Source organism: Kribbella deserti (genome assembly GCF_042434725.1).
GTDB classification, from domain to species: domain Bacteria; phylum Actinomycetota; class Actinomycetes; order Propionibacteriales; family Kribbellaceae; genus Kribbella; species Kribbella deserti.
In genome coordinates, this window is record NZ_JBHLTC010000011.1 from 113,212 (window position 1) to 137,917 (window position 24,706).

Below are 24,706 nucleotides of genomic sequence, written 5' to 3' on the forward strand. Positions count from 1 at the left end.
GCCGCCAACTCTGCCACCTTCACCTCCGGTGACGGTTGACCGCAGAGCTGCCAATTGAGCAGAACGTGAAGGCCTTTCGGCCGAAGGGGCCCATTGTGCTCTGGGCCTTGCAGCTACTCCAGGACCAGATCGAAGACCAGGGCTGCGAAGGCGATGCCGCCGGGACCGTCCGAGCATCGGAACCGATAGCGGTCATCCCCGACCTCGCAGATCAGGCCCGCGTTCCCCAGCCATGCCGCGCGCTCGCCGAATTTGCCGCGCCCGCAATTCCAAACCGCCAGTGCAGTCGGTGTGGGGTGCTCAACGGTCCACCTCGATCTCACTGCCGCCCATGTGAGCGAACCGGTCCGCAAGGTCACTAGCCACGTCTATCACTCCCCTGCGAAGTCGCCGATCCGGTAGCCGGAACCACGCTAGCCTCCTCGGTTACCGCATCCCCAGCAGAATCGCTCCGGCCGTGAAGGCGCGTCGTACTGGCTATCGCGCGGGCTTCAGTAGCCGAAGTGGTCGGATAGCCAGGTGGCAAAGGTGGGCGCCTCGAAGTATGGATCCGCGGGGGTTTCGTGGAGCCAGGTCTGTACTTGGCCGGACGGGTTGACGAAGGAGAGGTCGCCCGAGCCGTTGTTGTAGAAGACCACAGCTGTCTGCGGGAGACCCGGCGCGTCGGCTCGCTCCAGGAGGGTCATACGCACGACGTTCATACTCGGATGGACGTCGGGCCCTAGGCCGTAGAGCCGGCGGTGGCCTTTCGTTAGCGAGCCGAAGTCCAGCAGGTACTGACGGAACTCGAGAGGTAGCGGGCCAATCAGCGATTCGGCCGCGCGCACCTTGGCCTCGGAAACGCCCCGGCCCTGGTCAATGGACGGGTCACCAAGAACTTGGGCGCGGAGCTCGTCCCAGGTCATGGCACTCCTTCGGTTCGGACGCGGTGAGATCGAGCCTACTGGGACGACCTTCCGGTGCCGGTGGAAGTGGCGACGGGCTCGACGGCTGGTCGCAGGTTGGTGGTACGGGTGTGATGGCAACGCATCGTCGCTCGGAGTAAACAGCCTGCCCAGCACTGGCGTTGGGCATGACTTCACCGAGCGGCAAAGACCTAGTACCGCCAGGTGGATTGGTCTCGCGGATTGGTTGGTTGCGGGTTGGGGATTGTCGGGTAGAGGACCTGGTCGCGGTGTTGCAGGCCAAGACGGACCTGGGCGACTATCCGTTGGCGAGCGGGGTTGAGCAGGAGGTCTTGCTGTACGACGCGCTCATCGCGCTGATCGTGCGGATGAGGTTGAGGCCGTCACGGCGGAGTTTCAGGCGCTGATTGCGGAGCAGCGGGCCTCGGGGCAGCAGGGTGGGGACCACTTCGCGAAGCCTGGTGCCAACGACCGCGTGTGGAACGCCCTTGAGAAGCTGGCCCTCCGAGCGCCGAAGGCTTTCGCGGACTACTACGGGAACGACGTGCTAGCGCTCGTGGCGTGGCTGGGACCGGCGTACCAGGTGACTTCGCAGGTGAACGTGGTGAATCCGGGCGGTGAGGGACAGACCGTTCATCGCGACTACCACCTCGGATTCCAGTCGAACGAGGTCGCGCAACGCTTTCCGGACCACGTGCACCGGCTGTCGCCCGTACTGACGTTGCAAGGCGCCGTCGCGCATAACGATATGCCGGTCGAGAGTGGCCCAACGCTTTATCTTCCGCATTCTCATAAGTATGAGCTGGGCTATCTCGCGTGGCGGCTGCAGGAATTCGCCGAGCACTTCGTGGCGAATCACGTTCAGTTGCCGTTGGCAAAGGGTGATGCGGTTCGGGCTGGCGATGGAGAGCGTCGACCGGGCCGGGATGTCCATGGCGCTCTATCCGGCGTTGCGCGAACTGAAGGCCTCCGGCACAGTGGACCGCCTGCTGGACAACGTGGTCAGCGCCAGCGCCGAAGGTTACAGTTTTCCGACGAACCTCGATCGCGATCAGCCGATCGGTGGGCTCGCGCCGCCGAGCCAGGCCGAGCTGGTCCGGCAGGCGCTGGCGGAGAACTGGCCGGCGGATCGCCTGCAACAGACGCTGACCGAGCAAGACCACCGCCGTCGCACCAGCTGACGGCAGCTGAAGACACTCGAGGGAGACAGCACGGTATGGAGCCACTTCGCATCGGCATTCTCGGCGCGGCCCGGATCTCGGCCGCCGCGATCGTCGCCCCCGCCAAGCTGACCGGCGCTCGCCTGGTCGGAGTGGCGGCGCGGGACCGGGACCGGGCGGAGGCGTTCGCGGCCGAACACGGCGTTGAGCGCGTGCACACGACGTACGACGAATTGCTGGCGGATCCCGAGATCGAGGTCATTTACAACCCGCTGGCCAACAGCCTGCACGGGCCGTGGAACCTCAAGGCAATTGCCGCTGGCAAGCATGTGCTGACCGAAAAGCCGTCCGCGAGTAATTCCGTCGAGGCAGCACTTGTGCGCGACAAAGCCCGGGAAAAAGGCGTGGTCCTGATGGAGGGATTCCATTACCTCTTCCACCCGGTGACGCAGCGTTTGCACCAGCTGCTGGAAAAGGGCGAGCTGGGCGAATTGCGCCACGTCGAAATAACGATGGTGATGCCCGCGCCGGCTGACGACGACCCGCGCTGGTCGTACGAGTTGGCGGGCGGGGCGTTGATGGATGTCGGGTGCTACGCGTTGCACGCGCAGCGCATGCTCGCGCCGTGGGGTGGCGGCCTGCCGTCCGTGGTGAGCGCGAAGGCCGCCGAGCGAAGGCGTAGGCCGGGCGTGGACGAGTGGCTGACCGCCGTACTGGAATTCCCGAACGGCGCGAGCGGTACGGCGCGGTGCAGCATGGCGGCGGACGCGGTCGAGTTCAGCTGCCGCATCGTGGGTACGCGTGGCGAGGCCTTCGCGCCGAACTTCGTGCTGCCGCACCTGGATGATCTCGTCACGATCAAGACGCGCGAGGACACCTGGGTCGAGCAGCTTGGCCGCAAGTCGTCGTACACGTATCAGCTGGAGGCGTTCACCGACCACCTCCGCGACGGCGCCGCTCTGCCGATCAACGCCGACGACGCCGTCGCGACGATGGAGCTGATCGACGAGACGTACCGCGCGGCCGGCCTGATGCCAAGGCCGACCGCCACGGTGTGAAGCCACTCAATCGTGGGTGGGGAAGCCTAGGTTGAGGCCGCCGTGGGTGGGGTCGAGCCAGCGGCTGGTGACCACCTTGCCGCGGGTGAAGAAGTGCACGCCTTCGGTGCCGTGGGCGTGCGTGTCGCCGAACAGCGAGTTCTTCCAGCCGCCGAAGGAGTAGTAGGCCATTGGCACCGGGATCGGCACGTTGATCCCGACCATGCCGACCTCCACCTCGTTCTGGAAGCGGCGCGCGGCTCCGCCATCGTTGGTGAAGATGGCGGTGCCGTTGCCGTACGGGTTGGAGTTCACCAGGTCCAGCGCCGCGTCGTACGACGGAACGCGGACCACCGACAGCACCGGGCCGAAGATCTCGTCGCGGTAGATCGACATCTCGGGCGTCACCTTGTCGAACAGCGTCGGCCCGAGCCAGAAGCCATCCGCTGCTCCGTCAATCTCCTGCGAACGCCCGTCGACGACCAGTGCAGCACCTTCGTCAACACCCGACGAGACGTAGCCGACGACCTTGTCGCGGTGCGGCCCGGTGACCAGCGGGCCCATGTCGCAGCCGCGCGTACCGTCACCGGTCTTCAGGGTGGCCATCCGGGATGCGATCTTCGAGACCAATTCGTCGGCGATCGGCTCGACCGCGACCAGGGCCGAGATCGCCATACAGCGCTCCCCGGCGGAGCCGAAACCGGCATTCACCGCGGCGTCGGCGGCGAGGTCGAGATCGGCGTCCGGCAGTACGACCATGTGGTTCTTCGCGCCGCCAAGGGCCTGGACACGCTTGCCATGCGCCGTGCCCTTCTCGTACACGTAGCGCGCGATCGGGGTGGAGCCGACAAACGACACCGACTTCACGTCCGGGTGCTCCAGCAGGCGGTCGACGGCCTCCTTGTCACCGTGCAGCACGTTCACCACGCCGTCGGGCAGACCTGCCTCCTTCCAGAGGGCGGCGACCGCGTTCACGGCCGACGGGTCCTTCTCGGACGGCTTGATCACCACGCTGTTGCCACAGGCAACCGCGATCGGTACGAACCACAGCGGCACCATCGCCGGGAAGTTGAACGGTGAGATCACCGCGGTCACCCCGAGCGGCTGGCGGATCGAGTACACGTCGACCTTGGTGGAGACGTTCTCGCTGTAACCGCCCTTGAGCAAATGCGGAATCCCACAGGCGAACTCGACCACTTCGAGGCCGCGCGTCACCTCGCCGAGCGCGTCCGAGAGCACCTTGCCGTGCTCGGCCGTGATCAGCGCGGCGATCTCCTCCTTGCGCTGGTTGAGCAGCTCGCGGAAACCGAACAGCACCTGCGCGCGCTTGGTCAGCGACGTCGCGCCCCAGGCCTTCGAGGCCTCGTGGGCCACCTTCACCACCTCGTCGACCGTGGCCGCCGAGGCGAGATCGAGCTCACCGGTCACCGCGCCGGTGGCCGGGTTGTAGACCGGGCTGGTTCGCTCGGCGACACCGGTCCACGGGGCGCCGCCGACGAGATGGGTGATTCGGGATGTGCTCACGAGAGTTCCTCAGGGTTGAACGGATGGAAGTACGTCGCCGCGGCGGGCCATCTCGACCTCGATCGGGCGGCCGGTGGTGAGCGATTCCACCCCGGCGGTGCAGACGGCGGCCGCGGCGTAGCCGTCCCAGGCGGAAGGCCCGTCGATCTCACCGCGCTTGGCCGCGTCGACCCAGCGCTGCACCTCGATGTCGTACGCGAGGGCGAACCGCTGGCGGAAGTCGTCCGGTACGGCGCCACCCCAGTGGCCCGCGGCCCGGGTCAGTACGCCGCTGCCGAGGCCGATCGTGGCGCTGCCCAACTCCCCCACGGCTTCGCAACGCACCTCGTAGCCGACCTGGAAGTTCACGAACACCTCGACATCGGCGATCGCGCCATTGGCCAGCTCGAACACCGCGAACTGCGGGTCCAGCGCGCCGTTGGCCACCAGGCTGGTCGGCGTCGGAGCGTGCACGGTGATGCGGGTGATCTCCTCGCCGAACAGCCAGCGGGTCACATCGACCTCGTGCACGAGCGAGTCGCGCACGATCATCTCGCTGCGGAACGTCTCGGGCACGGTCTTGTTGCGGTGCACGTTGTGCAGCAGCAAGGTCCGGCCGAGATCGCCGGAGTCGAGCAGCTTCTTCAGCTCCGCGTACTCCGGGTCGAACCGGCGCATGAACCCGACCTGGATCAGCGAGCGGCCGAGCTTGTGCTCCGCCTCGACCACTCGCAGCGACGACTCGGCGTCCATCGTCAGCGGCTTCTCGCACAACACGGGCTTCCCGTGATCCAGGCACGCGTGCAACTGCTCCGCGTGGGCGAAGCCGGGCGAAGCGACGATCACCGCGTCCACCTCGTCGTCCGCGATCAACGCCAGCGGGTCGTCGATGGTACGAACGCCGAGCCGGTCCGCCAGCGCCGAGGCGCGGGCGGAGTCCGGGTCGGAGACCGCGACCAGGCGGGCACCGGAGGTCTGGTGCACCACCCGTTCGGCGTGGTCAGCGCCCATCAGGCCGACGCCGATGATGCCGATCCGCAAGTCAGTCATGCTTCTCCAAAGGCGATTCGATCGGGCCCGCCTTTCCGGTGGGCCGAACCACCGCGCCGGCGTCGATCCCACGCAGCTCGTGGCTGAGCGCCTCCAATTCGGCACCACCGGCCATTTCGTTGGTGAGCTGTTCCAGCGTGATGTCGGCCCGATGCGTATCTAGCGCGACCCTGCCCAGCTTCAGTACGACGAAGTGGTTGCCGACCAGGTACGCGTGATGCGGGTTGTGCGTGATGAACACGACGCCAAGACCGGCATCGCGCGCCTTCACGATGTACTTCAGTACGACGCCCGACTGGTTCACCCCGAGCGCCGCCGTCGGCTCATCCAGAACCAGCACCTTGGCACCGAAATAAATGGCCCGGGCGATCGCAATACACTGCCGCTGCCCACCCGACAACATGCCAACCGGCTGCTCCAAATTAGGAATCGAAATCCCCATCTTGGTCAGTTCCTCGTCAGCGATTCGCTTCATCGTGGCGGTGTCCAGGACCTTGAACGGGCCTTTTGTCACCTCATTGCCAAGGAAGAAGTTGCGCCACACCGACATCAAGGGCGCGAGCGCGAGGTCCTGGTAAACCGTGGCGATACCGCTGTCCAGCGCCTCGCGCGGAGAGCTGAAATGACGTGCCTGCCCGTTCACCGACATGGTGCCCGAGTTGTAGTCGTGCAGTCCCGAGACGATCTTGATCAGCGTGGACTTTCCCGCGCCGTTGTCACCCAGCACGCAGGTGATCTCGCCCTGCCGAACGGCCAGCGTGACATCGCGCAAAGCGTGCACGTTGCCATAGCTCTTGCCGACGTTCTCGAGGTGCACGATCGGCGTCGTGGGGCTGCTGGCCGCCTCGTCCGCGAAGGCTCTCGTGGTGGTCATCTCAAGTCCGCCCGATTCTTGACGACGAGGTTGACAATTGTTGCCAGCAGCAACATCAGGCCGAGGAAGGCCCTGAACCAGTCGGCATTCCAGCCGGCGTACACGACTCCGAGTTGGGTCATGCCGAAGATCAGCGCACCGACCGCCGAACCGGCGATCGAGCCGTATCCACCAGTCAGCAGACAGCCACCGACCACCGCGGCGATGATGTAGATGAACTCCTTACCGACGCCTTCACCGGACTGCACGCTGCTTTGGCTGAAAAGCAGGTGCATGCCGGAGAACCAGGCGAAGAAGCCGACGGTCATGAAGAGGCCGATCTTCACCTTCTTCACCGGAACGCCGACAGCCCGAGCCGCTGCCGCATCTCCGCCGACCGCGAAGATCCAGTTGCCGATTTTGGTCCGCAAGAGCACCCAACTCGCCAGCACGACGAAGAGAATCCACCAAATGACCAAGATCTTGATCGTCAGTGGCCCGAATCCAATGCCCAGGATCCGGAATTTCACCACGAACTCCGACGCGAAAACCGCCTGTGCGCTGCTGAACCCGTCCATGTCACGGATCGAGTTCGACGAAACCGTGCCGGAGAGGATTCTGGTGACACCAAGGTTGAGTCCCTGCAGGATGAAAAAGGTTCCGAGCGTCACCAGGAAGCTTGGCAAACCCGTCCGCATCAGCAGCCAGCCGTTGAATGCGCCGACACCTATCGCGACGACCAGCGCGACGAGCACGCCGACCCACACGTTGACGCTGAACTGGTAGGCGAACAACCCGCCGGTCAAGCCGGCCGTGGTCACGGCGACACCAGCCGACAGATCGAACTCGCCACCGACCATCAACAAGGCGACCGGTACAGCCATCATGCCGATCAGCGCGGCCTGGTAAAGGATCGTGCCGGTCGTGGTGATCTCCCGGAACGGCGGCGCGACCACGAGGAAGAACACCAGGATGACGGCGGCGCCGACAAGCGACCCGATCTCGGGCCGGCTCAGCAGCCGGGCGCCGAGCGACCGCCGTGAGACGCGGTCGTCCGTTGCCGGCGGCGCCACGAGCGTAGAGGCCATGACCTAGCGGGTTCCGTTGGCGGCGAACTTCTCCACCGCGGCCACGTTCGTCTTGTCGATGAACGCCGGACCGGTGAGCGTGGCCTTGCCACCACCGATCGTGTTGCCGTTCGTCTTGTACAACCAGAGGTTGTCCACAGCCAGGTAACCCTGCAGGTACGGCTGCTGATCGACGGCCCACTCGACCGTACCCTCCTTGATCGCGCCGACCAGGTCCTTGTTGGTGTCGAAGGTGCCGATCTTCGCGCTGGAACCCGAGTCCTTGACGGCCTTGACCGCGGCGATCGCGAAGGGGGCGCCGAGGGTCACCACGTAGTCGACGGCTTTGTCCTGCTGCAACTTCGAGGTCATCGTGGTGGTGCTACCGGGCATGTCGGTGCCGGTGATGTAGACGTTTTCGACCGTCGGGAACTTGTCCTTCAGGCCCTGGCAGCGCGCCTCCAGACCGACGTTGCCCTGCTCGTGGATCACGCAGACGGCCTTCTTCGCGCCGATCTGGGTGAGCTTCTCGCCCGCGGCCTGGCCGGCGATGCGCTCGTCCTGGCCGAAGTACGCGATCGCGCCCGCGGCCTTCCATTGCTCGATGCCGCCGTTCAGCACGGTGACCGGGATGCCCGCGGCAACGGCCTTCTTCACGTTGGCCGATACCGCGTCGGGCTTGGCCAGCGTCACGGCAATGCCGTCGACCCTCGCGTCGATGGCGGTCTGCACGAGGTTCGCCTGGTTCGCGCCCTCGGGGTCACCGGAGTACTGCAGCTCCACGTTGTCCTTGGCCGCGGCGGCCTCGGCACCCTTGCGGACCAGGTCCCAGAATGTGTCGCCGGGCGCCGCGTGGGTGATGAAGGCGATTTTCATCCGCGGGGTGTTGGCGACGTTACCGCCGCCGCCGTCCGCCTTCTGCTCTTCCTGCTTACCGCCGGACGAGCTGCACGCCGCGAGCGCGATCGCCAGGCTCAGCGCCGCCCCCGTGGCCACTGCCTTCTTCTGCCACCGAATCATGAGTCGAACCAACCTCTCGAGTGTTCCCACGGGTGTGGGATTCGTGAAACAAGACCCCGTAGTCAACCTGAAGTCCCCAGTTCCTCAGAGTCCGTGTGCCGAAAGATAGGCGAAGGTACGCTCGGCGATCGGCAGCGGCTCGTCGGGGTCGCAGGGATACAGATCCTGCTCGACGATCGCATACACGTCGATCTCCAGCTTTGCCAGCTCGGCCAGTACGACCGGGTCCACCTGCTTGAGATGCACATACCCGATGCGGCCCGGGTGGTCCCGGATCAGCTTCAGGTTGTCGCCTCCGCAGTAGCTCAGATGCCCGGTGTCGAGGCACAGGTTCACCACCGCCGGGTCCGTCTGGGCCAGGAAGCGCTCGACCTGCTCGTGGGTGGCGATATGGGTGTCCGCGTGCGGGTGGAACTGGGTCCGCAACCCGAACTCGTCCGCGATCCGCCGGCCCAGCTCGTTCATCTGGCGGCCGTGCCGCGCCCACGACGCCTTCCCAGGTCGCGTCCCACGAACTCGGCAGGTGCAGGTGCTCGAAGATCGTGCCTGCGGTGAGCTCCAGCCCGCGCTTGGCCAGTTCGTCGGACAAGCGCGCTGGGTCCGTCGGCAGGTAGCCGTACGGCCCGAGCTCGATCCGGCGATATCCCGCCGCCGCGACCTCGTCCAGGAACCGCTCCCAGGGCGTCTGCCGCGGGTCGTCCGCGAACCACACCCCCACGAATCGGGCGCGCTGCCGAGCTTCACCTTGGCCATGTCAGTCCTCGTCCACCGGGGCGACGTACCAGCGCTGGGCCTGCTTCGACTCCTCGTACGACGCTCGCGCCGCGCGGGTCGAGTCCAGCCCGGCCACCTCGCTCACGGGTACGTCCCACCAGGACTCGCTGTCCGGCCCGTGCACCAGCGGGTCGGTCCGGACGTGGATCAGCAGGGGTCCGTCCCCCGCCTTCGCGGTCGCGACGGCCTTATCCAGGCCCGCCCGGTCGTCCACCTCGATCACGTCCACGCCGAGGCTGCGCGCGTTCGCCGCGAGATCCACCGGCAGGTAGTCCCCGTCGAGCCGCCCGTCGCCGGTGCGCCGCCGGTACGCCGTACCGAAGCGTTGCGAGCCGAGGGATTCCGACAGCGCGCCGATCGAGGCGAAGCCGTGGTTCTGAACCAGGACGACGATGATCTTGAGGTTCTCCTGCACGGCCGTGACGAGCTCGGTCGACATCATCAGGTACGAGCCGTCGCCCACGAGCACGAACACGTCGCGATCCGGTGCACCGAGCCGTACGCCGATACCGCCGGCAATCTCGTAGCCCATACAGGAATAGCCGTATTCGACGTGATAGCCCTTGGCGTCGCGGGTCCGCCACAGTTTGTGCAGGTCACCCGGCATCGATCCGGCGGCACACACCACGACGTCGCGCGGATCGGAGGTCTCGTTGACCACCCCGAGGACCTCGCCCTGCGTGAGCAGTCCGGCCGCGAGGCGATCGGTCACCTCGACCGGCGGGTTGTACGTCTGCTCGACGGTTGCGTCCCAGTCCCGGGCCAGTTCGGCGGTGCGTTCGCGGTAGTCGTCCGCCACGGACCAGCCGTCGAGCGTCGTACGCAAGGCGGTCAGAGCCTCCCGGGCATCGGCGACCACGGGTAGACCCGCGTGCTTGCCGCCGTCGAAGTTGGCCACGTTGAGGTTCACGAACCGCACAGCCGGGTTCTGGAACGCCGTCCGCGAGGCCGTGGTGAAGTCGCTGTACCGGGTTCCAATCCCGATCACCAGGTCCGTCTCGGCCGCAAGCGCGTTCGCCGCCGTCGTACCGGTCGAGCCCACCGCGCCGACCGACTGAGGGTGGTCGTAACGCAACGAGCCCTTGCCCGCCTGGCTCTCCGAGACCGGGATACCCGTGGCCTCGACGAACGCCTGGAGGGCCTCCTGCGCGCGGGAATACGCGACGCCGCCGCCTGCGACGATCAACGGGCGTTCGCTGTTGCGGATCAGCTCGGCCGCCTGCTCGACGACGGATGCCTCGGGCAACGGACGGGCGATACGCCAGGTCCGTTCGGCGAAGAGTTCCTCCGGCCAGTTGAACGCCTCGGCCTGAACGTCTTGCGGCAATGCGAGTGTGACCGCGCCCGTCTCCACCGGATCGGTCAGGACCCGCATCGCGTTGAGCAGGGCCGACGGGAGTTGCTCGGGACGCCACACGCGGTCGAAGTACTTCGAGACCGGACGGAACGTGTCGTTCACCGAGACGTCGCCGGCGCCGTACGACTCCAACTCCTGCAGTACGGGCGTCGCCACGCGAGTCGCGAACACGTCCGAGGGCAGGAGCAGTACCGGCAGCCGGTTGATCGTGGCGAGCGCGGCGCCCGTCACCATGTTCGTCGAACCCGGGCCGACGCTCGCCGTACACGCGTAGGTCTGGAGGCGGTCCCGCATCCGCGCGAAGGCCGTCGCGGTGTGCACCATGGCCTGCTCGTTGCGCGCCAGGATGTACGGCAGGGCCGTCGGGTCCTCGAGTTCGGACTCCAGCAGGGCCTGTCCGACCCCGGCGACGTTCCCGTGGCCGAAGATGCCGAGCATGCCGGCGAACAACTTCTGCCGTTCGCCGTCGCGCTCCGAGTACTGGACGCTCAGGAATCGCACCAGGGCCTGAGCAACGGTGAGCCGGAGCGTCATCACTGTCCTCCGAAAGGTAGGCGGGGGTCCATCTGCTGACTGGTCCAGCTGTCCCGGACCCAGCCGTGCCGTGGGTCGTCGCTGATCAGCCACTGCCGTTCCGCGCCGGGTCCGGCCATCACGTTCAGGTAGTACAGGTCGTATCCCGGCGGAGCCATCGCGGGCCCGTGCCAGCCGTGCGGCACCAGCACCAGGTCGCCGTTGCGAACCTCGGCCAGTACGTCGATCGGCCGCTCGTCGGTGCCGTAGACCCGTTGATAGGCGATCGGCTCGTTGTTGCCCGCGGCACCTTGTTCGGACTGGAGCTCGAAGTAGTAGATCTCCTCCAGCTCACTCTCCTCGCCCGGCTTGTGCTCGTCATGCTTGTGCGGCGGGTACGACGACCAGTTGCCGCCCGGCGTGATCACCTCGCACGCGATGATCGAATCGGCCTCCAGCACGGCCGGCGTACCGAAGTTGTTCACCTGTCGCGAGGCCACGCCCGCACCGCGCAGTTCGGTCGGCACCTGCTCCTTGCCGATCCGCCGGAACGGGTACGCCGTCGCGGCCTTCGCATGCGGCAAGGCGATCCGCGCTCCCCCGGCAGACTCGACGGTGAAGCTGGAGCCGATCGGAACGTAGGCGAGATCCGTCGGACCCGCGAACGGGTTGTCCCGGCCGTCCAGCTTGACCGTTTCACCGGCGCTGGTCACCTCGGCGGAGCCCTGGAGCGGCAGCACGATGTACTCGCTACCGCCCGTCTCGATCGTGCGGGACTCCCCCGGCGCGAGCGTCACGACGTACAGGCCGGTGTGGGACCAGCCGGGTTCACCGGGTACGACGGCGAGGTCGAAGCCGTCGCGGGCCGTCGTACCCGCGGGTCGGAACCACTCGGTCATGCGGCACCTCCGTGCACGAGTTCGGCGGCGTGATCCACCGCGGCGGCGACGTCCCCGTCCGGCGGGAAGAGCAGCGCGCGCCCCACCACCAGACCACGAACGGACGGTAGCTTGAGCGCTTTACCCCAGGACGCGTAGGTGTCTTCCGGCGCGCCCGTCGGGTCTCCCCCGAGCAACAACGTCGGCAAGGTGGTCGCCTCCATCACGCGCGGGAGATCGTCCACCACGGGCAACTTCAGCCAGGTGTACGCGCTGGTCGCACCGAGGCCCGAGGCGATCTGAATGGACTTGATCACGGAATCCGGATCGAGCAGGTTCGTCACCCGGCCGTCTTGCCGCGTCGACCAGAACGGTTCGACCATCGCCATCAACCCGCGCTCGGCCAGTTCGGTCACCGCCCGGGCACTCGCCTCCAGCGTGGCGACGGTTCCGGCGTCGCCCAGGTCGATCCGGGTCAGCATCTTGCCGCCGTCGATCCCGCGTGAGGCGAGATCCGCCGCGCAGTACGAGGTGAACCGGTCGTCCAACTCGAACACCGAACCCTGTAGGCCGCCCCGGTTCATCGACCCGATGACGAGCTTTCCGTCGAGAGCGCCGAGCAGCAGGAGGTCTTCCAGCACGTCCGGAGTCGCCAGTACGCCGTCAACGCCCGGACGCTGCAAGGCGGTCATCAACCGGTGCAGCAGTTCGGGCCGACTGGCCATGGCCATCTTGTTGTCGCGCACGCCGAGTGAGCCGCGGGCCGGGTGGTCCGCCGCGACGATCAGCAACTGCCCGTCCTCGCCGAGCAACTCCCGCCGCTTCCGCGCCGCCCAGGCCTCCCCCACCGCGGCCGGCCTGCGCGCCCGAACCTCCGTCAACGCCGCGAAATCCCACACCTCACTCACCCGCCGTCGCCCCCGCCACGTGTCCCCGCTCATCGGACGCTTGTGACGCGGCGTGTCGTCGTTCATCGGACGCTTGTGACCGGAGCAGGTCTTCCACCTCGGCTGAGGTGGGCATGGCGGTGGAGCATTCCAGCCGGGAGGCGACGATCGCGCCGGCGACATTGGCGAATCGCAGGGTCTGCTCCAGCGGCCAGCCGGCCAGCAGCCCGTGACACAGCGCGCCACCGAACGCGTCGCCGGCGCCGAGCCCGTTGACCACCTCGACCTCGAACGTCGGCACCTCGACCCGCTCGGTCCGCGTCCGCGCGAGTACCCCCTTCGGCCCCTGCTTCACCACGGCCAGCTCGAGACCCTTGTCCAGCAGGGCCAGCGCGGCCTTGTCCGGATCGGTCTCGCCGACCGCGACCTCGCACTCCTCCCGGTTGCCCACGGCAACGGTGCAGTACTGCAGGGCGCGATCCACCTGCTCGTGCGCCTCACTCGGATCGGCCCAGAACATCGGCCGGTAATCCAGATCCAGCACGGTGATCGGCTTTCGCTCCCGGGCCTCCCAGGCGGTGAAATGCGCCGTGCGGCTCGGCTCGGCCGACAATCCGGTCACGGTCGACCAATAGATCTTCGCGTCCTTGATCGCCTGCAGATCCAGCTCGGACGGATTGATCACCAGGTCCGGCGCCTTGGGGAATCGGTAAAAATACAAGGGGAAATCGTCCGGCGGAAAAAGCTCGCAAAACGTGATCGGCGTCGGTAGTCCCTCGACCCCGGACACGAATTCGTCCGAAACCCCGAGCTCACCCAAAGTACGGTGAATGAATTTCCCGAACGGGTCGTTCCCGGTCCGGCTGATGACCGCCGAACGCCGGCCGTGCCGCGCGGCCGCGACCGCCACATTCGTCGCGCTGCCGCCCAGGAATTTCCCGAAAGCCTCGACGTCTTCGAGTGGTACGCCCGTCTGCAGCGGATACAGATCGACACCGATCCGGCCGATGGTCAGTACGTCGTACATCTCACGCCCTTTCGGCGAGCTTGCGGAGGTGCGCCACACTCGCTCGTACGTCGGCCAGCGGACCAGCCGAGCCGGGCTCGGGTGCCGCCGTGAGAATGGTGTCCTGCTCCAGCACGTACCAGCCGTCGTACCCGGCGGACTCGAGGGTATTCACGATCGTGCCGAGATCGATATCGCCGGCGCCGAGCGGGCGGTACATGCCCTGCCGGACGGCGTCGGTGTAGCTCACCGCCCCGGACTGGACCTTCGCGGCCCAGCCGGCGTCAACGTCCTTCAGGTGGGTGTGCACGATCCGCGCGGTGTGGCTCTTCGCCAGCTCGACCGGATCGACGCCGCCGATCAGCAGATGGCCCGTGTCCAGGCAGAGGCCGATCGTGCTGCCGTCGACGACCCGGGCGACGTCCTCGGCGTTCTCCACCATCGTGCCGACGTGCGGGTGGAGCGTCGCGACGAGGCCTTGCTCGCGAGCCAACTCCGCGAGGCGATCGAGATTGCCCAGCAGAGTGGACCAGCCCGCCTCGTCGAGGACCGGGCGATCGTCGTACCCGTCGCTGCCGGTCGCGGCCGCCAGCACGAGCGTGCCCGCGCCCGCGGCGACGAATCCCTTGAGCGCCTCGGCCACCTCCGGCACCGGGTCATGACCGGGATCATGCAGAACCACTGGGACGAATCCGCCGACAGCCTTGAGGCCTTTGTCGCTCAAGGCAGCGGCCTTTTCGGTCGGCGCGTCCGGCAGGAAACCGTCCGGCCCGAACTCGGTAGCGGCCAGTCCAACCTCGCGCATCTGGTCCAGCACGGTGTCCGCGTCGTACTGCCAACCCCAGCCCGGGACCTCGCAAACGCCCCAAGAGATCGGTGCCCCCGCGATGCGGCTTTCGATCGAGCTCATCGTCCTACCTCGTCCAGGTTGACCGGGCGGTTCTCGCGCCGGGAGATCTCACAGGCTTCGGCGATCCGGAAAGCCTCCAGGGCGTCCCGAACCGTGCAAGGCACCTCGCGCGTCCCGGCGACCACCTCGGTGAAGGCGGTCAGCTCGGCGACGTACGCCGGGTGGAACCGCTCCATGAACGTGCCGTGCGCCGGCCCGGCCGGGAACGTCACTTCCGCCTCCGCCGACGTGAGCGCGGTGTGGTCGTCCAGCCCGACCGCGAGCGATCCCTTGCTGCCGAGGATCTCCATGCGTACGTCGTGCCCGGCGCCGTTGTAGCGGGTGCCGTTCACTAGGACGAAGGTGTTGTCGTCGAGGGTGAGCAGCGCGGCGGCGGAATCCACGTCGCCGTACTCACCGAAGAAGGCCTCGCCCCGGTTCGCGCCGGTCGCGTAGACGCTGACCACCTCGCGACCGGTGACGAACCGGAGCGCGTCGAAGTCGTGCACGTTGCAGTCGCGGAAGAATCCGCCGGAGGTCGGGATGTACTCCGCGGGCGGCGGGGATACGTCCCCAGTGTTCGCCCGGATCGTGTGGATGTAGCCGAGTTCGCCGTTCTTCACCGCCGCGGCGGCCTTGCGATAGCCGAAGTCGAACCGGCGCTGGAAGCCGATGTGCACGGGCACGGCGCCGGCCTCGACCGCCTGTACGACGGCCTGGGTGCCCGCGAGGTCGACCGCGAGCGGCTTTTCGCAGAAGATGGGGATGCGCGCGGCCAGGCCCTTGCCGATCAGGTCGGCGTGCGCCGAGGTGGCCGCCGCGATGACGAACCCGTCCAGGCCCATCGCCAGCAGCGAGTCGACATCCGGGGCGAATTCCGCCCCTAGGTCCTTGGCCACCATCTCGGCCCGATCGGGAGCCGCGTCGGTGATGACCACCTGTTCGACCGCGGCCAAAGCTGCCAGTGTCGCTGCGTGGAAGGCGCCGATCCGGCCGGCACCGACCAGTCCGATTCGCATACGGAGATACCTCTCGCCGAGGGTGGCTGACTGGCGACAACACTGGTCGGCGGCGAGGGTGATGTCAATAGTTTGTTAGAACATCTTCACGTCGTGACATTACATACTTTCCAGATGTAACCTCATCGCCATGGCAGCCCTCCCGGTGCGCATCGATCGCTCCAGTCCGGTGCCGCTCTACCACCAGCTGGCTGAGCAGCTCGAGGCCGCGATCAGCGACGGCACCCTCAAGCCCGGCGACCCGTTCGAGAACGAGGTCGCGCTGGCCGATCGCCTCACCCTGTCCCGGCCTACCGTTCGCCGGGCCATCGCCGAGCTGGTCAACCAGGGCCTACTGGTCCGCCGCCGCGGGGTCGGTACGACGGTGGCGAACCGCATGGTGCATCGCCGGGTCGAGCTCACCAGCTTGTACGACGACCTGATCCGCGAGGGCCGCACGCCCCGGACCGAGTTGCTGAGCCTGGAGTCGGACGCGATCTACGAGCCGGCGGCGGTCGCGCTGGATCTACCCGCGGATACGCCGTTGGTGGCGATGGTCCGGCTTCGTTATGCGGGGGACGCGCCGCTGGCGATCCTGCGCAACTGGATGCCGCAGAGCATCGGCGCGGCGTTGACCCCGGAACGGTTGTGCGCGGACGGCCTGTACGCGCTACTCCGCGAACAAGGCGTCCGCCCGACCGTGGCCCGCCAACGAATCGGCGCCCGCAACGCCACCGCCGCCGAACGCCGATTGCTGCACACCTCGAAGGCCGAGCCTTTGCTCACGATGACCCGCAGCGCGTACGACTCCGACGGCAAACCCGTCGAATACGGCAACCACTGCTACCGCGCCGACCAATACGCCGTAGACGTAATGGTCTCCGAACGCTAACCCCGCCACCTCGCGTTGCCCCACCGCATCCACCCTCATCCACCCGCCCCTATCCGCCCGCTCGTACGGCCGACACCGCGTACGCCGTACTCCCTAAGTCGACGGTCGGACGGATCGTGTGGGTCGCCGCATTTTGCGTCCGACCGTCGTGGGGATTGTGTGGGCGGCGGTAATACGCGGCGGGTCCGCTGCCACGCGGGTGAGTTCGGGCGGGTCAACGTGGGTGGGCGGGTTTGGCGGGGTCAGCGCGGGTCGTTCAGTAGGTGGTGCAGGGTTTGGGCTGTGGCCTGCCATGTCCAGGACTGGTGGACGCGTTGGCGGCCTTGCTCCCCCAGCGCCTTCGCCTTCAACGGGTTGGTGAGCAGCTCGATCAGGTGGTCGGCGACCGTGTCGGCGTTGACGACGTATCCCGTCCGGCCCGGCTCGACCGTCTCGGGCGCGCCGCCGGAATCACCGATCAGCACGGGCTTTCCGGTGGCGGCGGCCTCCAGGGCGACGATGCCGAGCGCTTCCGGTTCCAGCCCGAGTCGCCTTGTCCGGCAGGGCATCGCGAACACGTCAACGGCATCGTGGTACGGCGGGATCTCCGCCCACGCCACCGGCCCGGTGAACACCACCGACTCCGCAACTTGGTTGCGCTCGGCAAGTTCCGTGAGCCGCCGACGATCCGGCCCGCCACCCACCAGCAAGAGCACCGCATCCGGCACGACCGCCAGCACTCGAGGCCACGCCTCGATCAAGCTGTCCTGGCCCTTCCGCGCAACCAGCCGGGAGACACACCCCACGACCGGCCTGTTGCCCAAGGCAAGGGCCGTGCGAACCTCGGCACCACCACAGCCGGGATAAAACCGTTCGACGTCAACCCCAGGACGTAGCCGCACCATGCGGGCCTGGGCCGCCGGGGTCAGCGCCCGGGCGATCCGTTCGGCACACCAGTCGGACACCGTCGTCATCACGTCGGCCGATTCGCCGATCCGCCGCAGCGCCTGCCGCGAACCAGGTAGCGCCGCCCACCACGTCTCGTGCCCGTGCGTGATCGCGATGACCTTGCGCGCGCCCGCCTTGCGAAGCGCCGGCGCCATCAGTCCGAGGGGCGCCGCGGCACCGAAGATCACCCGGTCCGCCTGGTAACGCCGCAACACCTCCGCGGCATGACGATTGACCCGCGGGCCCGGAACCAGCATCGTCGTACGGTCTCGAACCACGGGAAACGGCAGAGTCGCGTCGTACGCTTGATCACCCGGCATGGACGACGTGAAAACGACCAGCTCGTCCGCCGGCAAGTGGTCGCACAAGGCCCGTACGAACGTCTCGATGCCACCTTGGCGGGGCGGGAAGTCGTTCGTGACGATGAGGATGCGGCTCACTTCGGCGCCAACGGCGGCACCTGGATGCCGTTCTGCGCGCCCCAGCCACGGCCCATCGCGATGCGCTCGGGTGGCGCCGGATGGCTCGCGAACATCACATAGCGCCAGCGGGCCGGTTCCAGGCCGGAGATGTTCGTGACGGACAACCGGTGTTGCATCGCGGCGAATCCGGCCGGGTCCCTGGTGAGGTTGAGCGAGTGCAGATCCGCGCGCGACTCGATCCGCCGGCTGACCAGGTTCTGCACCGGCGCCGCGAGCGTCGTACCGATCGTGACCATCGCCAGCAACAACGCGGTCCGGCGGGGATCCGCGATCCTTGCCCCGAGCAACACCCGGAGCAGCACAACTGCGAAGGCCGCCGCGAGCGCGCCGATCAGGGTGCCATGCAGTACGTCGTCCTCGGCCGCGTGGCCCAGCTCGTGCGCGACGACCAGGCGGACCTGGTCCGGCGGCGCGGACTTCAGCAGGTTGTCGTACACGACCAGGCGGCGAGTGGACCCGAAGCCCGACACGTACGCGTTGAGCGCGGTCGTCCGGCGAGAGGCGTCCGCGACCAGAACGTCCTTGACCGGTACGCCGTCATCGGCCGCGAGCTTCATGAATGTGTCGCGCTGCTCCCCCGCGGGCATCGAGGTGAACTCGTTGAAGCGCGGTTCGATCAACACCGGATAGGCGAACGACACCACGATCACCAGGCTCGCGGCCACCATCGCCGCGGGCGCCCACCACCAGCGCCGCCACCTCCGCGCCAACGCGACCAGCACGAGCAGCACGACGACCAGCGCGAGCGTTCCGATCACCCAGTTCACGGCCCGGTCCCGCAGCCACGAACCCCAGTCCTGCGTCGACAGACCCCAGCGACGTAGTACGCGCTCAGCCGCGATACCGCTCGGCACGGTGACGAGATTGGTCAGCAGACCGAGTACGACGACCACCAGCGGGAGTACGACGTACCAGCGCTTGAGGCGGATCAGGTCGTAGATCCGCGTGCCGAGTGGCGTGAAGCCGAGGATGAGCGGTACCGCCAGGGAGAGGATCCAGGAGACGGTTGACCACGGCAGCAGCTCTGACCGGAAGGCCTGCTGGCGATCGATCTCCGCCGCGGTGAAGTCGAGTGCGGCGTTCGGCGCGGGCATGCCCTTCAGCGTCACCCAGGGCGTCGTCCAGACTATGACCGCCGTGAGCGCGATGGCCAGGACAAGCGCCGCCCACCTTGCTGCGTTCCGGCTGGACTTCTCGGCGACGGGATCCGCTGATGTCATGCGGCCATTCTCCGGGTTACGCACCAGCTAGACGCTGCAGGTAGCGCTGCCAGTCCTGCACGAACTCCTGCTCGGTGGTACCGAGTACATCCCGGAAGGCCTTCACTATGCCGTCTTGGCCCTTCGAGGCATGCACTGCCCGGTAGAACTGGACTAGCTTCGCTTGGCCTTCTGTCTCCGCGATAAGCCGGCAAGCGAGCCAGCTGGACTCATACGCGATCGGAAGCTCCGCAGACGACGCTGCGAACATCTCCGGCGCGGGAAGGCCCTTGGGTCCCTTGCCCGCTCGAACGGCCTTGAAGAGTTCGGCAGCCGCCGAGTCCGTCCGTACGTCGACCGCGGTGAACGCCACGTAGTCCGCGAAACCCTCCGCAAGCCACAATGGAACCGGCGAGGCGGTCGCGTTCGAGGCGATGTGCGTGGTCTCGTGGGTGAGCACGATCCGGCGGCCCTGACGACCCAGCTCGCCGAAGAGTTTCGGGTTCGCGACGACGCGGACGGGCGCGTTCGGCTGGGGCTGATCCAGCTCGGCCATCGTGACGGCGGCGATCTGCCCGTACGTGTTCGGCTGGGCGCCGAGCAGTTGCTCCATCTGGTTCTGTTTGGCCGGCAGGTAGAGCACGGTCTTCCGCCGCCACTTCCGGCCCCAGACCTCGGTCACCGAGTCGACGGCCTGGTCGACCAGCTTCGTGTAGGCCTTGAGGTCGGCGTTCTGATGCAGGCTGACCACCAGACTGTGGTCCCCATCGAGCAGGTGCAGCTCCCCCAGCGCCCAGATCGGCCGGCGCTGACCGCTGACGAACCGCTCCGAGAACGACGCGGCGTAAGTCTCCGAACCGCGCGCCACCATCGTCACCGGCAGAATCGCCCGCGCGGGTTTGGCGTCGAAGTCCTTGAGCTGCCAGGTCACCTCCACCTGGGCCAGCCACGCCTCGGTGGCACCGAGGGCCTGCAGGCGGTCCGGTTCGATCGCGCCTGGGTCGTCGCTGACGTACCGCATCCGGAAGACGGCGAGCGGTAGATCCCGCAGGTTGTTGTAGACCGTGCGCGCCTCATCGCGGAATCCGGTCGAGCGCGGGTCGACCGCGGCCAGGAAACCGGCGCGATCACCGTTGCCGACGGCATCCGCCAACTGCTGGAGTACGGCGCCGCCGAGCGAGGCGCGTCGTACGCCTTCAGCCGCCTCGTCCGGGGTGGAGGGAGTGCTGGACGGGGTGGGGCCGGCCGTACCGGTATTCGGGTCGTCGCCGATTTGGCGGATGCCGAGGTAGCCCGCGCTCGCGGCGAGGCCTACCGCCAGACCGAGCACGGCGCGCCGGGACAACTGCCCGGCCGTCCGGGGCTGCGCGTGCTCAGGCTGATGCGCCCCAGCCGCATGCTGAGCCGCCCCGTGCTGGGGACGCTCGTGGTTCGGGCGTGCGTGGTCTGGGTGCTTGGGCTCGAGGTTCTTGGGGTCAGCGAGGCGCGGATTAGGCGTGACAGAGCCAGACCCGGCCGGGGACGGCCGGGCCTTGTCCGGTCCGTCCTGCTCGTCGATCACTTCGGTCACTGTAAAGCGTCCTCCGGACAGTGATCGCCGTTGGTCGGGCAAACGACTCGGCTCCGGGGCATTGCCCCGGAGCCGATCACACGCAATTCCTAGCCGTACGCGGCGGCTCAGCCCGGACGGCTGGCGCCGACGTAGCCGCTCATGTAGTCGATCGGGTTGATTGCGACCGGCTTGCCCGGACGGGGCGCGTGCACCATCTTGCCGTTGCCGATGTACATGCCGACGTGGTGAATCGGGCTGCCGTAGAAGACGAGGTCACCCGGCATCAGCGCGCTGCGCTTGACCCGGCGGCCCTCACCGATCTGCGCACGGGACGAGTGCGACAGCGAAACGCCTGCCTTGCCCCAGGCCGCCATGGTCAGACCCGAGCAGTCGAACGAGCTCGGTCCGTCGGCGCCCCAGACGTAGCGATCGCCGAGCTGGTCCAGCGCGTATTCGACGGCGATCTTCGCGCGCTCCGAGATCGGAACGTCGATCTCCTCTTCCATCCGGTTGTTGCTGCGGTTGGCGCGCTCCTCGCGGAGCTTGCGCGCTTCCTCGCGCTCCTCGGCTGCAAGCTTGTCCCGCGCGCTCTTGTCGAGCCGGGCGACAACCTGCTCGGCGTCGGCCAAGGCCTTGTCGGCCTGCGCCTTGAGCTGGTCCTGCTTGGACTGGATGGCCTGCAGCGCGGCGAGTTCGGTGCGCTCGCCGGCCTGCAGATCGGCCAGCTTGCCCTGCGCGCTCTGGAAGCGGCGCAGCGTGGCGGACTGCTGGCCCGCGAAGGCCTGCGCCGTGGAGGCCTGGCTGAGGAACTGGTCCGGGTCATCGGACAGCAACAGCTGAGCAGTCGTGGTCATGCCGGTCTGCTGGTAGCCAGCGACCGCGAGCGCGCCGATCTGCAGCTTGATGCTGTTGACCTGGGCCTGCTGCTTCTTGATGCCCGCGGAGATCGCCTTGACCTTGCGGGTCGCCGCCTTGATGTCGTCGCGCAGGTCGTTCGCGGCCTCTCCGGCCACTTCGGACTTCTCCTGCAGCGCGGCGACCTGAGCGCGAGCCTGCTCAAGTGTCGGCTTCGGGTCGGCGGCAGCCGATCCCGGCACGAGCAGAACTCCGATCAGCGCAGTGCTGGTGATTGCAGCGAGGGCGAGACCTCTGGTGCGGTACGTGCGGCCGGTGGACACAGCCCGGTAGGTTCCCTTCCGACTCATGCCGTCCCCGTAGGCCACCACCGCTCGGTGGCCCAACATCGGCGTCGCTACCCGGCCGCTCCGGAAATGGGGCGGCGCCAGCGGGTAACGAGTGGTAACAGTAGTAACCGATTCGTGACCGGTGCAATTCGCCCCCCTGGTTTGATGGAAACTTAACGTCAACCCACCCATGCCAGTACAAACTCCCGCCCACCCCTTTCCCCGGCACGCAGCCACCCATAACCGCGCCGATCCCCTGGTCCAGTGGCCCGTCCGGCTCCGCAGTGGTTGCACCCGGCAAACAACCCCACACAGCACGGCGCGCGTTGGCCGTCAGCGCGCGGCCCGCTCGATCGTCGCGGGTGGCCGTCTCGCGGTCAGGAGGCGGAGCACCAGCTCCAGTCGTTCTGGTTGGTTGAGGGCACTTTTGTCACACTCCTTCTGCCAGGCCCTGGCCGGCTCGATCACGCCCGATCGTTGTCCGCCTGGCCTCGGTCATGAGGCTATGTGGCGGGTCCGTCGGGTAACAGGAAGTACTCCGGCAACTTCCCGGCAGCTTTGGCCGACCGGGGCCTCACCACCGGCTCCTCGCCGACTCCCGGCCTATATACGCGTGTGGCCGCACGAAAGGTTGCTCGAGGATCGCGCAGACCAGCGAAAGCTTGTACGAAGGTCGCGCGGGCCGATAATCAGGCTTGCCGGCGGGCCGGGCCTTGCCCGGGGGTTGGGCCTGGTCGGTGGGTTGAGCCCTGGTCCGGCCCGTCGCCGTACTCCAGCGGGTTGTCCACGGCGTGCACCAGCCGCAGGGGCGGCACCAGGCCGGACTCGGCCAGCGCGTCGAGGGCAGCGAGCTCCTCGTCGTCGACGACCAGGTTCTGGTGCCGCTCGGCGTGCAGGCTGAGCACCACACTGACCACGCAGTCCCGGCAGTCCGGGCCTCTCATCACACAGGCGTCGCAGTCGATCAACACGTCGTCCTCCAAGGTGGGAAGAACCGGACTTGCATCCGGTTGAGAAGGACGCTAGAGACCGCCACCGACAATTTTTGATCGCCGCGATCCCCGGCCGCTCCCACGCACCGTGATCACCCCCTTCCGCACGGTCGCCAAAGTCGGTCTCCTGGAGACCGACTTTGGCGAGCCCAAAGCCACCGCCGGCGAAAGGTGAGCCGCCGGCGCGAAGGCCAACCGCCGAGGACGTCGGTTCAGGCGGGAAGGGCCAGCCGCGGGCGAGGCGGAGGGGTCAGCCGCGGGCGAGGCGGGTGATGAGGGTGCTGGCGGCGAGGGCGCGGGCGCCCATGGCGACGATGCTGTCGGCCACTTCGCGATCGCTGGACACGACCACGACCGGCCGGCCCGGTGGTTCGGCGCGAACCAGTTGCCGGATCACCTCATCCGCCGTCACCCCCGCCGGGCTGAAGCGGATCCGCACCCCCCGAGGCGCGTTGAGCTGCACCGGACCCGACAAAGTGGCACCGTCGAACACGGCCGTCACCTCGATCCGCCGCTGCGCCACCAACGCCCCTAGCGCCGTCAGCAGACGCTGCCGCTGTGAATGGAGCGGAGCACTCGGCCAGGCTGTCTTCGTGACGTTATAGCCGTCCACAACAAGATGCACCTGCGGTAGCGCGAGCAACTCGTCCAGCAGGCTGGGATCGTCGTCCGGCGCGGAACGGCCTACAGGCTCTGCAGACGGTTCGACCCCCGCGACCGTGTCAGCTGGGCGCAGGTCTCCCCCAGGGGGCAGAGCCAGTTCTCGGCGTAGACCGCTCGCAGCCTCGATAACCGTGTCGAGCAAGAGCCTTGTCCGCACGGACGCGAATTCCCGCTCCTGGCCCGCCGTACGGCGTGCAGCATGCTCAACCGCCTCGAGCTCCGTAATCCGGGCCCGGAGCTTCCGTAGCTCTCGCTCGGACTCCGCCCGGGCAGCGTCCACCCGTTCGTCGGCGGTGTCGGCTGCGGCGGTCCGATCCGCCAGGTCCGACTGGAGGCCTGCGATGCGTTGACGGGCCTCGTTGAGCTTCCGGCGGAGTGTGACGTTCTCGGCCTTTACCTCGGCCAGTTGTTCCCGGAGGCGCTCGCGGATCTGGCGGGTCTCCGTACGCGCTTGGTCGAGTTGCTCGCCCAGACGCGCGATGGCCTCGTCATCGGCCTTCGGCGCGGCCTTGGGCACTTGGGCGGCCTCTGCCACCCGGGCCTGCCAGTCCTCGGGACGAATCAAGTACGCCAACGCGGCCACCTCGGCCGGGTCGGCGGCAGGCGTCGGTACGGCGTCCGCGACGGCGTCACCGAGTTCCGGATGCTCGCGACGCACCTCGATCGCGACCAAGCGGCGGAAGCGCTCGTCGGTGTCCAGGATCGGCCCGAGCACCGACGCGGACAGCTTGGCTCGTTTGGCCGGGGCGAAACTCGCGAACCGTCGCAAGGGCGCGGGGATATCCGTGGCCGGCATCGCGCCGAGCGCCTGCGCGGCCAGCGCCAGCACGCGCTGGCGGACCGGTTCGGGGAGAATCGTGGCGTTGGACCCGGCGTCGGCCGCTACCTCGGACACCATGCCTCGTGCCAGCCGTGGGT

At 67.6% G+C, this 24,706-nt stretch carries 22 protein-coding genes and 2 pseudogenes; 4 read left to right on the forward strand and 20 right to left on the reverse strand.

The window, feature by feature from the left end; all coding sequences use genetic code 11:
- Positions 1-491 precede the first annotated feature (491 nt).
- Both ACFFGN_RS09985 and ACFFGN_RS09990 read right to left on the reverse strand, forming a co-directional pair.
- Positions 492-905: an SMI1/KNR4 family protein gene (locus ACFFGN_RS09985; protein WP_380045712.1), complete on the reverse strand. Its 414-nt coding sequence runs from the start codon at positions 903-905 to the stop codon at positions 492-494.
- A gap of 298 nt (positions 906-1,203) precedes the next feature.
- Positions 1,204-1,353, reverse strand: coding sequence for a hypothetical protein (locus tag ACFFGN_RS09990; protein ID WP_380045714.1), 150 nt, complete (start codon positions 1,351-1,353; stop codon positions 1,204-1,206).
- Between ACFFGN_RS09990 and ACFFGN_RS09995 the strand changes: the two are divergent.
- From ACFFGN_RS09995 to ACFFGN_RS10005, 3 genes and pseudogenes are all read left to right on the forward strand, one after another.
- Positions 1,312-1,737: pseudogene (locus ACFFGN_RS09995) on the forward strand (phytanoyl-CoA dioxygenase family protein); the annotation flags it as partial. The gene ACFFGN_RS09990 and the pseudogene ACFFGN_RS09995 overlap by 42 nt on opposite strands.
- 70 nt (positions 1,738-1,807) lie before the next feature.
- Positions 1,808-2,086, forward strand: coding sequence for a hypothetical protein (locus ACFFGN_RS10000; RefSeq protein WP_380045716.1), 279 nt, complete (start codon positions 1,808-1,810; stop codon positions 2,084-2,086).
- 56 nt (positions 2,087-2,142) lie between these two features.
- Positions 2,143-3,123: pseudogene (locus ACFFGN_RS10005) on the forward strand (Gfo/Idh/MocA family protein); the annotation flags it as partial.
- Positions 3,124-3,129: 6 nt separating this feature from the next.
- On the opposite strand, the gene ACFFGN_RS10010 reads toward ACFFGN_RS10005, so the two are convergent.
- The 12 genes from ACFFGN_RS10010 to ACFFGN_RS10065 form a co-directional block, all read right to left on the reverse strand.
- On the reverse strand, positions 3,130-4,626 hold the full coding sequence (locus tag ACFFGN_RS10010) for a CoA-acylating methylmalonate-semialdehyde dehydrogenase (RefSeq protein WP_380045720.1): 1,497 nt from the start codon (positions 4,624-4,626) through the stop codon (positions 3,130-3,132).
- Between the two features lie 9 nt (positions 4,627-4,635).
- Positions 4,636-5,655, reverse strand: coding sequence for a Gfo/Idh/MocA family protein (locus ACFFGN_RS10015; RefSeq protein ID WP_380045722.1), 1,020 nt, complete (start codon positions 5,653-5,655; stop codon positions 4,636-4,638).
- Positions 5,648-6,529 carry an ATP-binding cassette domain-containing protein gene (locus ACFFGN_RS10020; protein ID WP_380045724.1) on the reverse strand — a complete coding sequence of 294 codons (882 nt, stop codon included), beginning with the start codon at positions 6,527-6,529 and terminating at the stop codon, positions 5,648-5,650. Before ACFFGN_RS10020 ends, ACFFGN_RS10015 begins: the two co-directional genes overlap by 8 nt.
- Complete coding sequence (locus ACFFGN_RS10025; protein ID WP_380045726.1) at positions 6,526-7,596, reverse strand: ABC transporter permease; 1,071 nt, start codon at positions 7,594-7,596, stop codon at positions 6,526-6,528. Before ACFFGN_RS10025 ends, ACFFGN_RS10020 begins: the two co-directional genes overlap by 4 nt.
- A gap of 3 nt (positions 7,597-7,599) precedes the next feature.
- A complete protein-coding gene (locus tag ACFFGN_RS10030; RefSeq protein ID WP_380045728.1) occupies positions 7,600-8,595 on the reverse strand; it encodes a sugar ABC transporter substrate-binding protein in 996 nt (331 codons plus the stop codon).
- A gap of 84 nt (positions 8,596-8,679) precedes the next feature.
- The gene (locus ACFFGN_RS36075) at positions 8,680-9,060 is read right to left on the reverse strand and encodes a TIM barrel protein (protein ID WP_446685178.1); all 381 of its coding nucleotides are present in this window, start codon (positions 9,058-9,060) and stop codon (positions 8,680-8,682) included.
- A 289-nt stretch (positions 9,061-9,349) separates the two neighbouring features.
- Positions 9,350-11,260 carry a 3D-(3,5/4)-trihydroxycyclohexane-1,2-dione acylhydrolase (decyclizing) gene (gene iolD, locus ACFFGN_RS10040; protein ID WP_380045732.1) on the reverse strand — a complete coding sequence of 637 codons (1,911 nt, stop codon included), beginning with the start codon at positions 11,258-11,260 and terminating at the stop codon, positions 9,350-9,352.
- Positions 11,260-12,138: a 5-deoxy-glucuronate isomerase gene (gene iolB / locus ACFFGN_RS10045; RefSeq protein WP_380045734.1), complete on the reverse strand. Its 879-nt coding sequence runs from the start codon at positions 12,136-12,138 to the stop codon at positions 11,260-11,262. Before iolB ends, iolD begins: the two co-directional genes overlap by 1 nt.
- Positions 12,135-13,058 carry a Cgl0159 family (beta/alpha)8-fold protein gene (locus ACFFGN_RS10050; RefSeq protein ID WP_380045736.1) on the reverse strand — a complete coding sequence of 308 codons (924 nt, stop codon included), beginning with the start codon at positions 13,056-13,058 and terminating at the stop codon, positions 12,135-12,137. Before ACFFGN_RS10050 ends, iolB begins: the two co-directional genes overlap by 4 nt.
- Entirely contained in the window at positions 13,018-14,031 is a 1,014-nt protein-coding gene (gene iolC / locus ACFFGN_RS10055) for a 5-dehydro-2-deoxygluconokinase (RefSeq protein WP_380045738.1), read from the reverse strand. Before iolC ends, ACFFGN_RS10050 begins: the two co-directional genes overlap by 41 nt.
- 1 nt (position 14,032) lies before the next feature.
- Positions 14,033-14,920 (reverse strand): sugar phosphate isomerase/epimerase family protein, encoded by an 888-nt coding sequence (locus ACFFGN_RS10060; protein WP_380045740.1) that lies wholly within the window; start codon positions 14,918-14,920, stop codon positions 14,033-14,035.
- Positions 14,917-15,918 (reverse strand): Gfo/Idh/MocA family protein, encoded by a 1,002-nt coding sequence (locus ACFFGN_RS10065; protein ID WP_380045742.1) that lies wholly within the window; start codon positions 15,916-15,918, stop codon positions 14,917-14,919. The genes ACFFGN_RS10060 and ACFFGN_RS10065 overlap by 4 nt, the downstream gene beginning before the upstream one ends.
- A gap of 130 nt (positions 15,919-16,048) precedes the next feature.
- On the opposite strand from ACFFGN_RS10065, the gene ACFFGN_RS10070 reads away from it, so the two are divergent.
- On the forward strand, positions 16,049-16,789 hold the full coding sequence (locus tag ACFFGN_RS10070; protein WP_380045744.1) for a GntR family transcriptional regulator: 741 nt from the start codon (positions 16,049-16,051) through the stop codon (positions 16,787-16,789).
- A gap of 242 nt (positions 16,790-17,031) precedes the next feature.
- Here ACFFGN_RS10070 and ACFFGN_RS10075 read toward each other — a convergent pair whose 3' ends face one another.
- The 6 genes from ACFFGN_RS10075 to ACFFGN_RS10100 form a co-directional block, all read right to left on the reverse strand.
- Complete coding sequence (locus ACFFGN_RS10075) at positions 17,032-18,156, reverse strand: glycosyltransferase family 4 protein (protein WP_380045746.1); 1,125 nt, start codon at positions 18,154-18,156, stop codon at positions 17,032-17,034.
- Entirely contained in the window at positions 18,153-19,418 is a 1,266-nt protein-coding gene (locus tag ACFFGN_RS10080; RefSeq protein ID WP_380045748.1) for a M48 family metalloprotease, read from the reverse strand. Before ACFFGN_RS10080 ends, ACFFGN_RS10075 begins: the two co-directional genes overlap by 4 nt.
- Positions 19,419-19,434: 16 nt before the next feature.
- Complete coding sequence (locus tag ACFFGN_RS10085; RefSeq protein ID WP_380045750.1) at positions 19,435-20,967, reverse strand: gluzincin family metallopeptidase; 1,533 nt, start codon at positions 20,965-20,967, stop codon at positions 19,435-19,437.
- Between the two features lie 107 nt (positions 20,968-21,074).
- The gene (locus ACFFGN_RS10090) at positions 21,075-22,154 is read right to left on the reverse strand and encodes a C40 family peptidase (RefSeq protein ID WP_380045752.1); all 1,080 of its coding nucleotides are present in this window, start codon (positions 22,152-22,154) and stop codon (positions 21,075-21,077) included.
- Positions 22,155-22,822: 668 nt separating this feature from the next.
- Entirely contained in the window at positions 22,823-23,104 is a 282-nt protein-coding gene (locus ACFFGN_RS10095; protein ID WP_380045754.1) for a hypothetical protein, read from the reverse strand.
- A 271-nt stretch (positions 23,105-23,375) separates the two neighbouring features.
- Positions 23,376-24,683, reverse strand: a complete 1,308-nt coding sequence (locus tag ACFFGN_RS10100; RefSeq protein WP_380045756.1) for an NYN domain-containing protein — start codon at positions 24,681-24,683, stop codon at positions 23,376-23,378.
- Positions 24,684-24,706 lie beyond the last annotated feature (23 nt).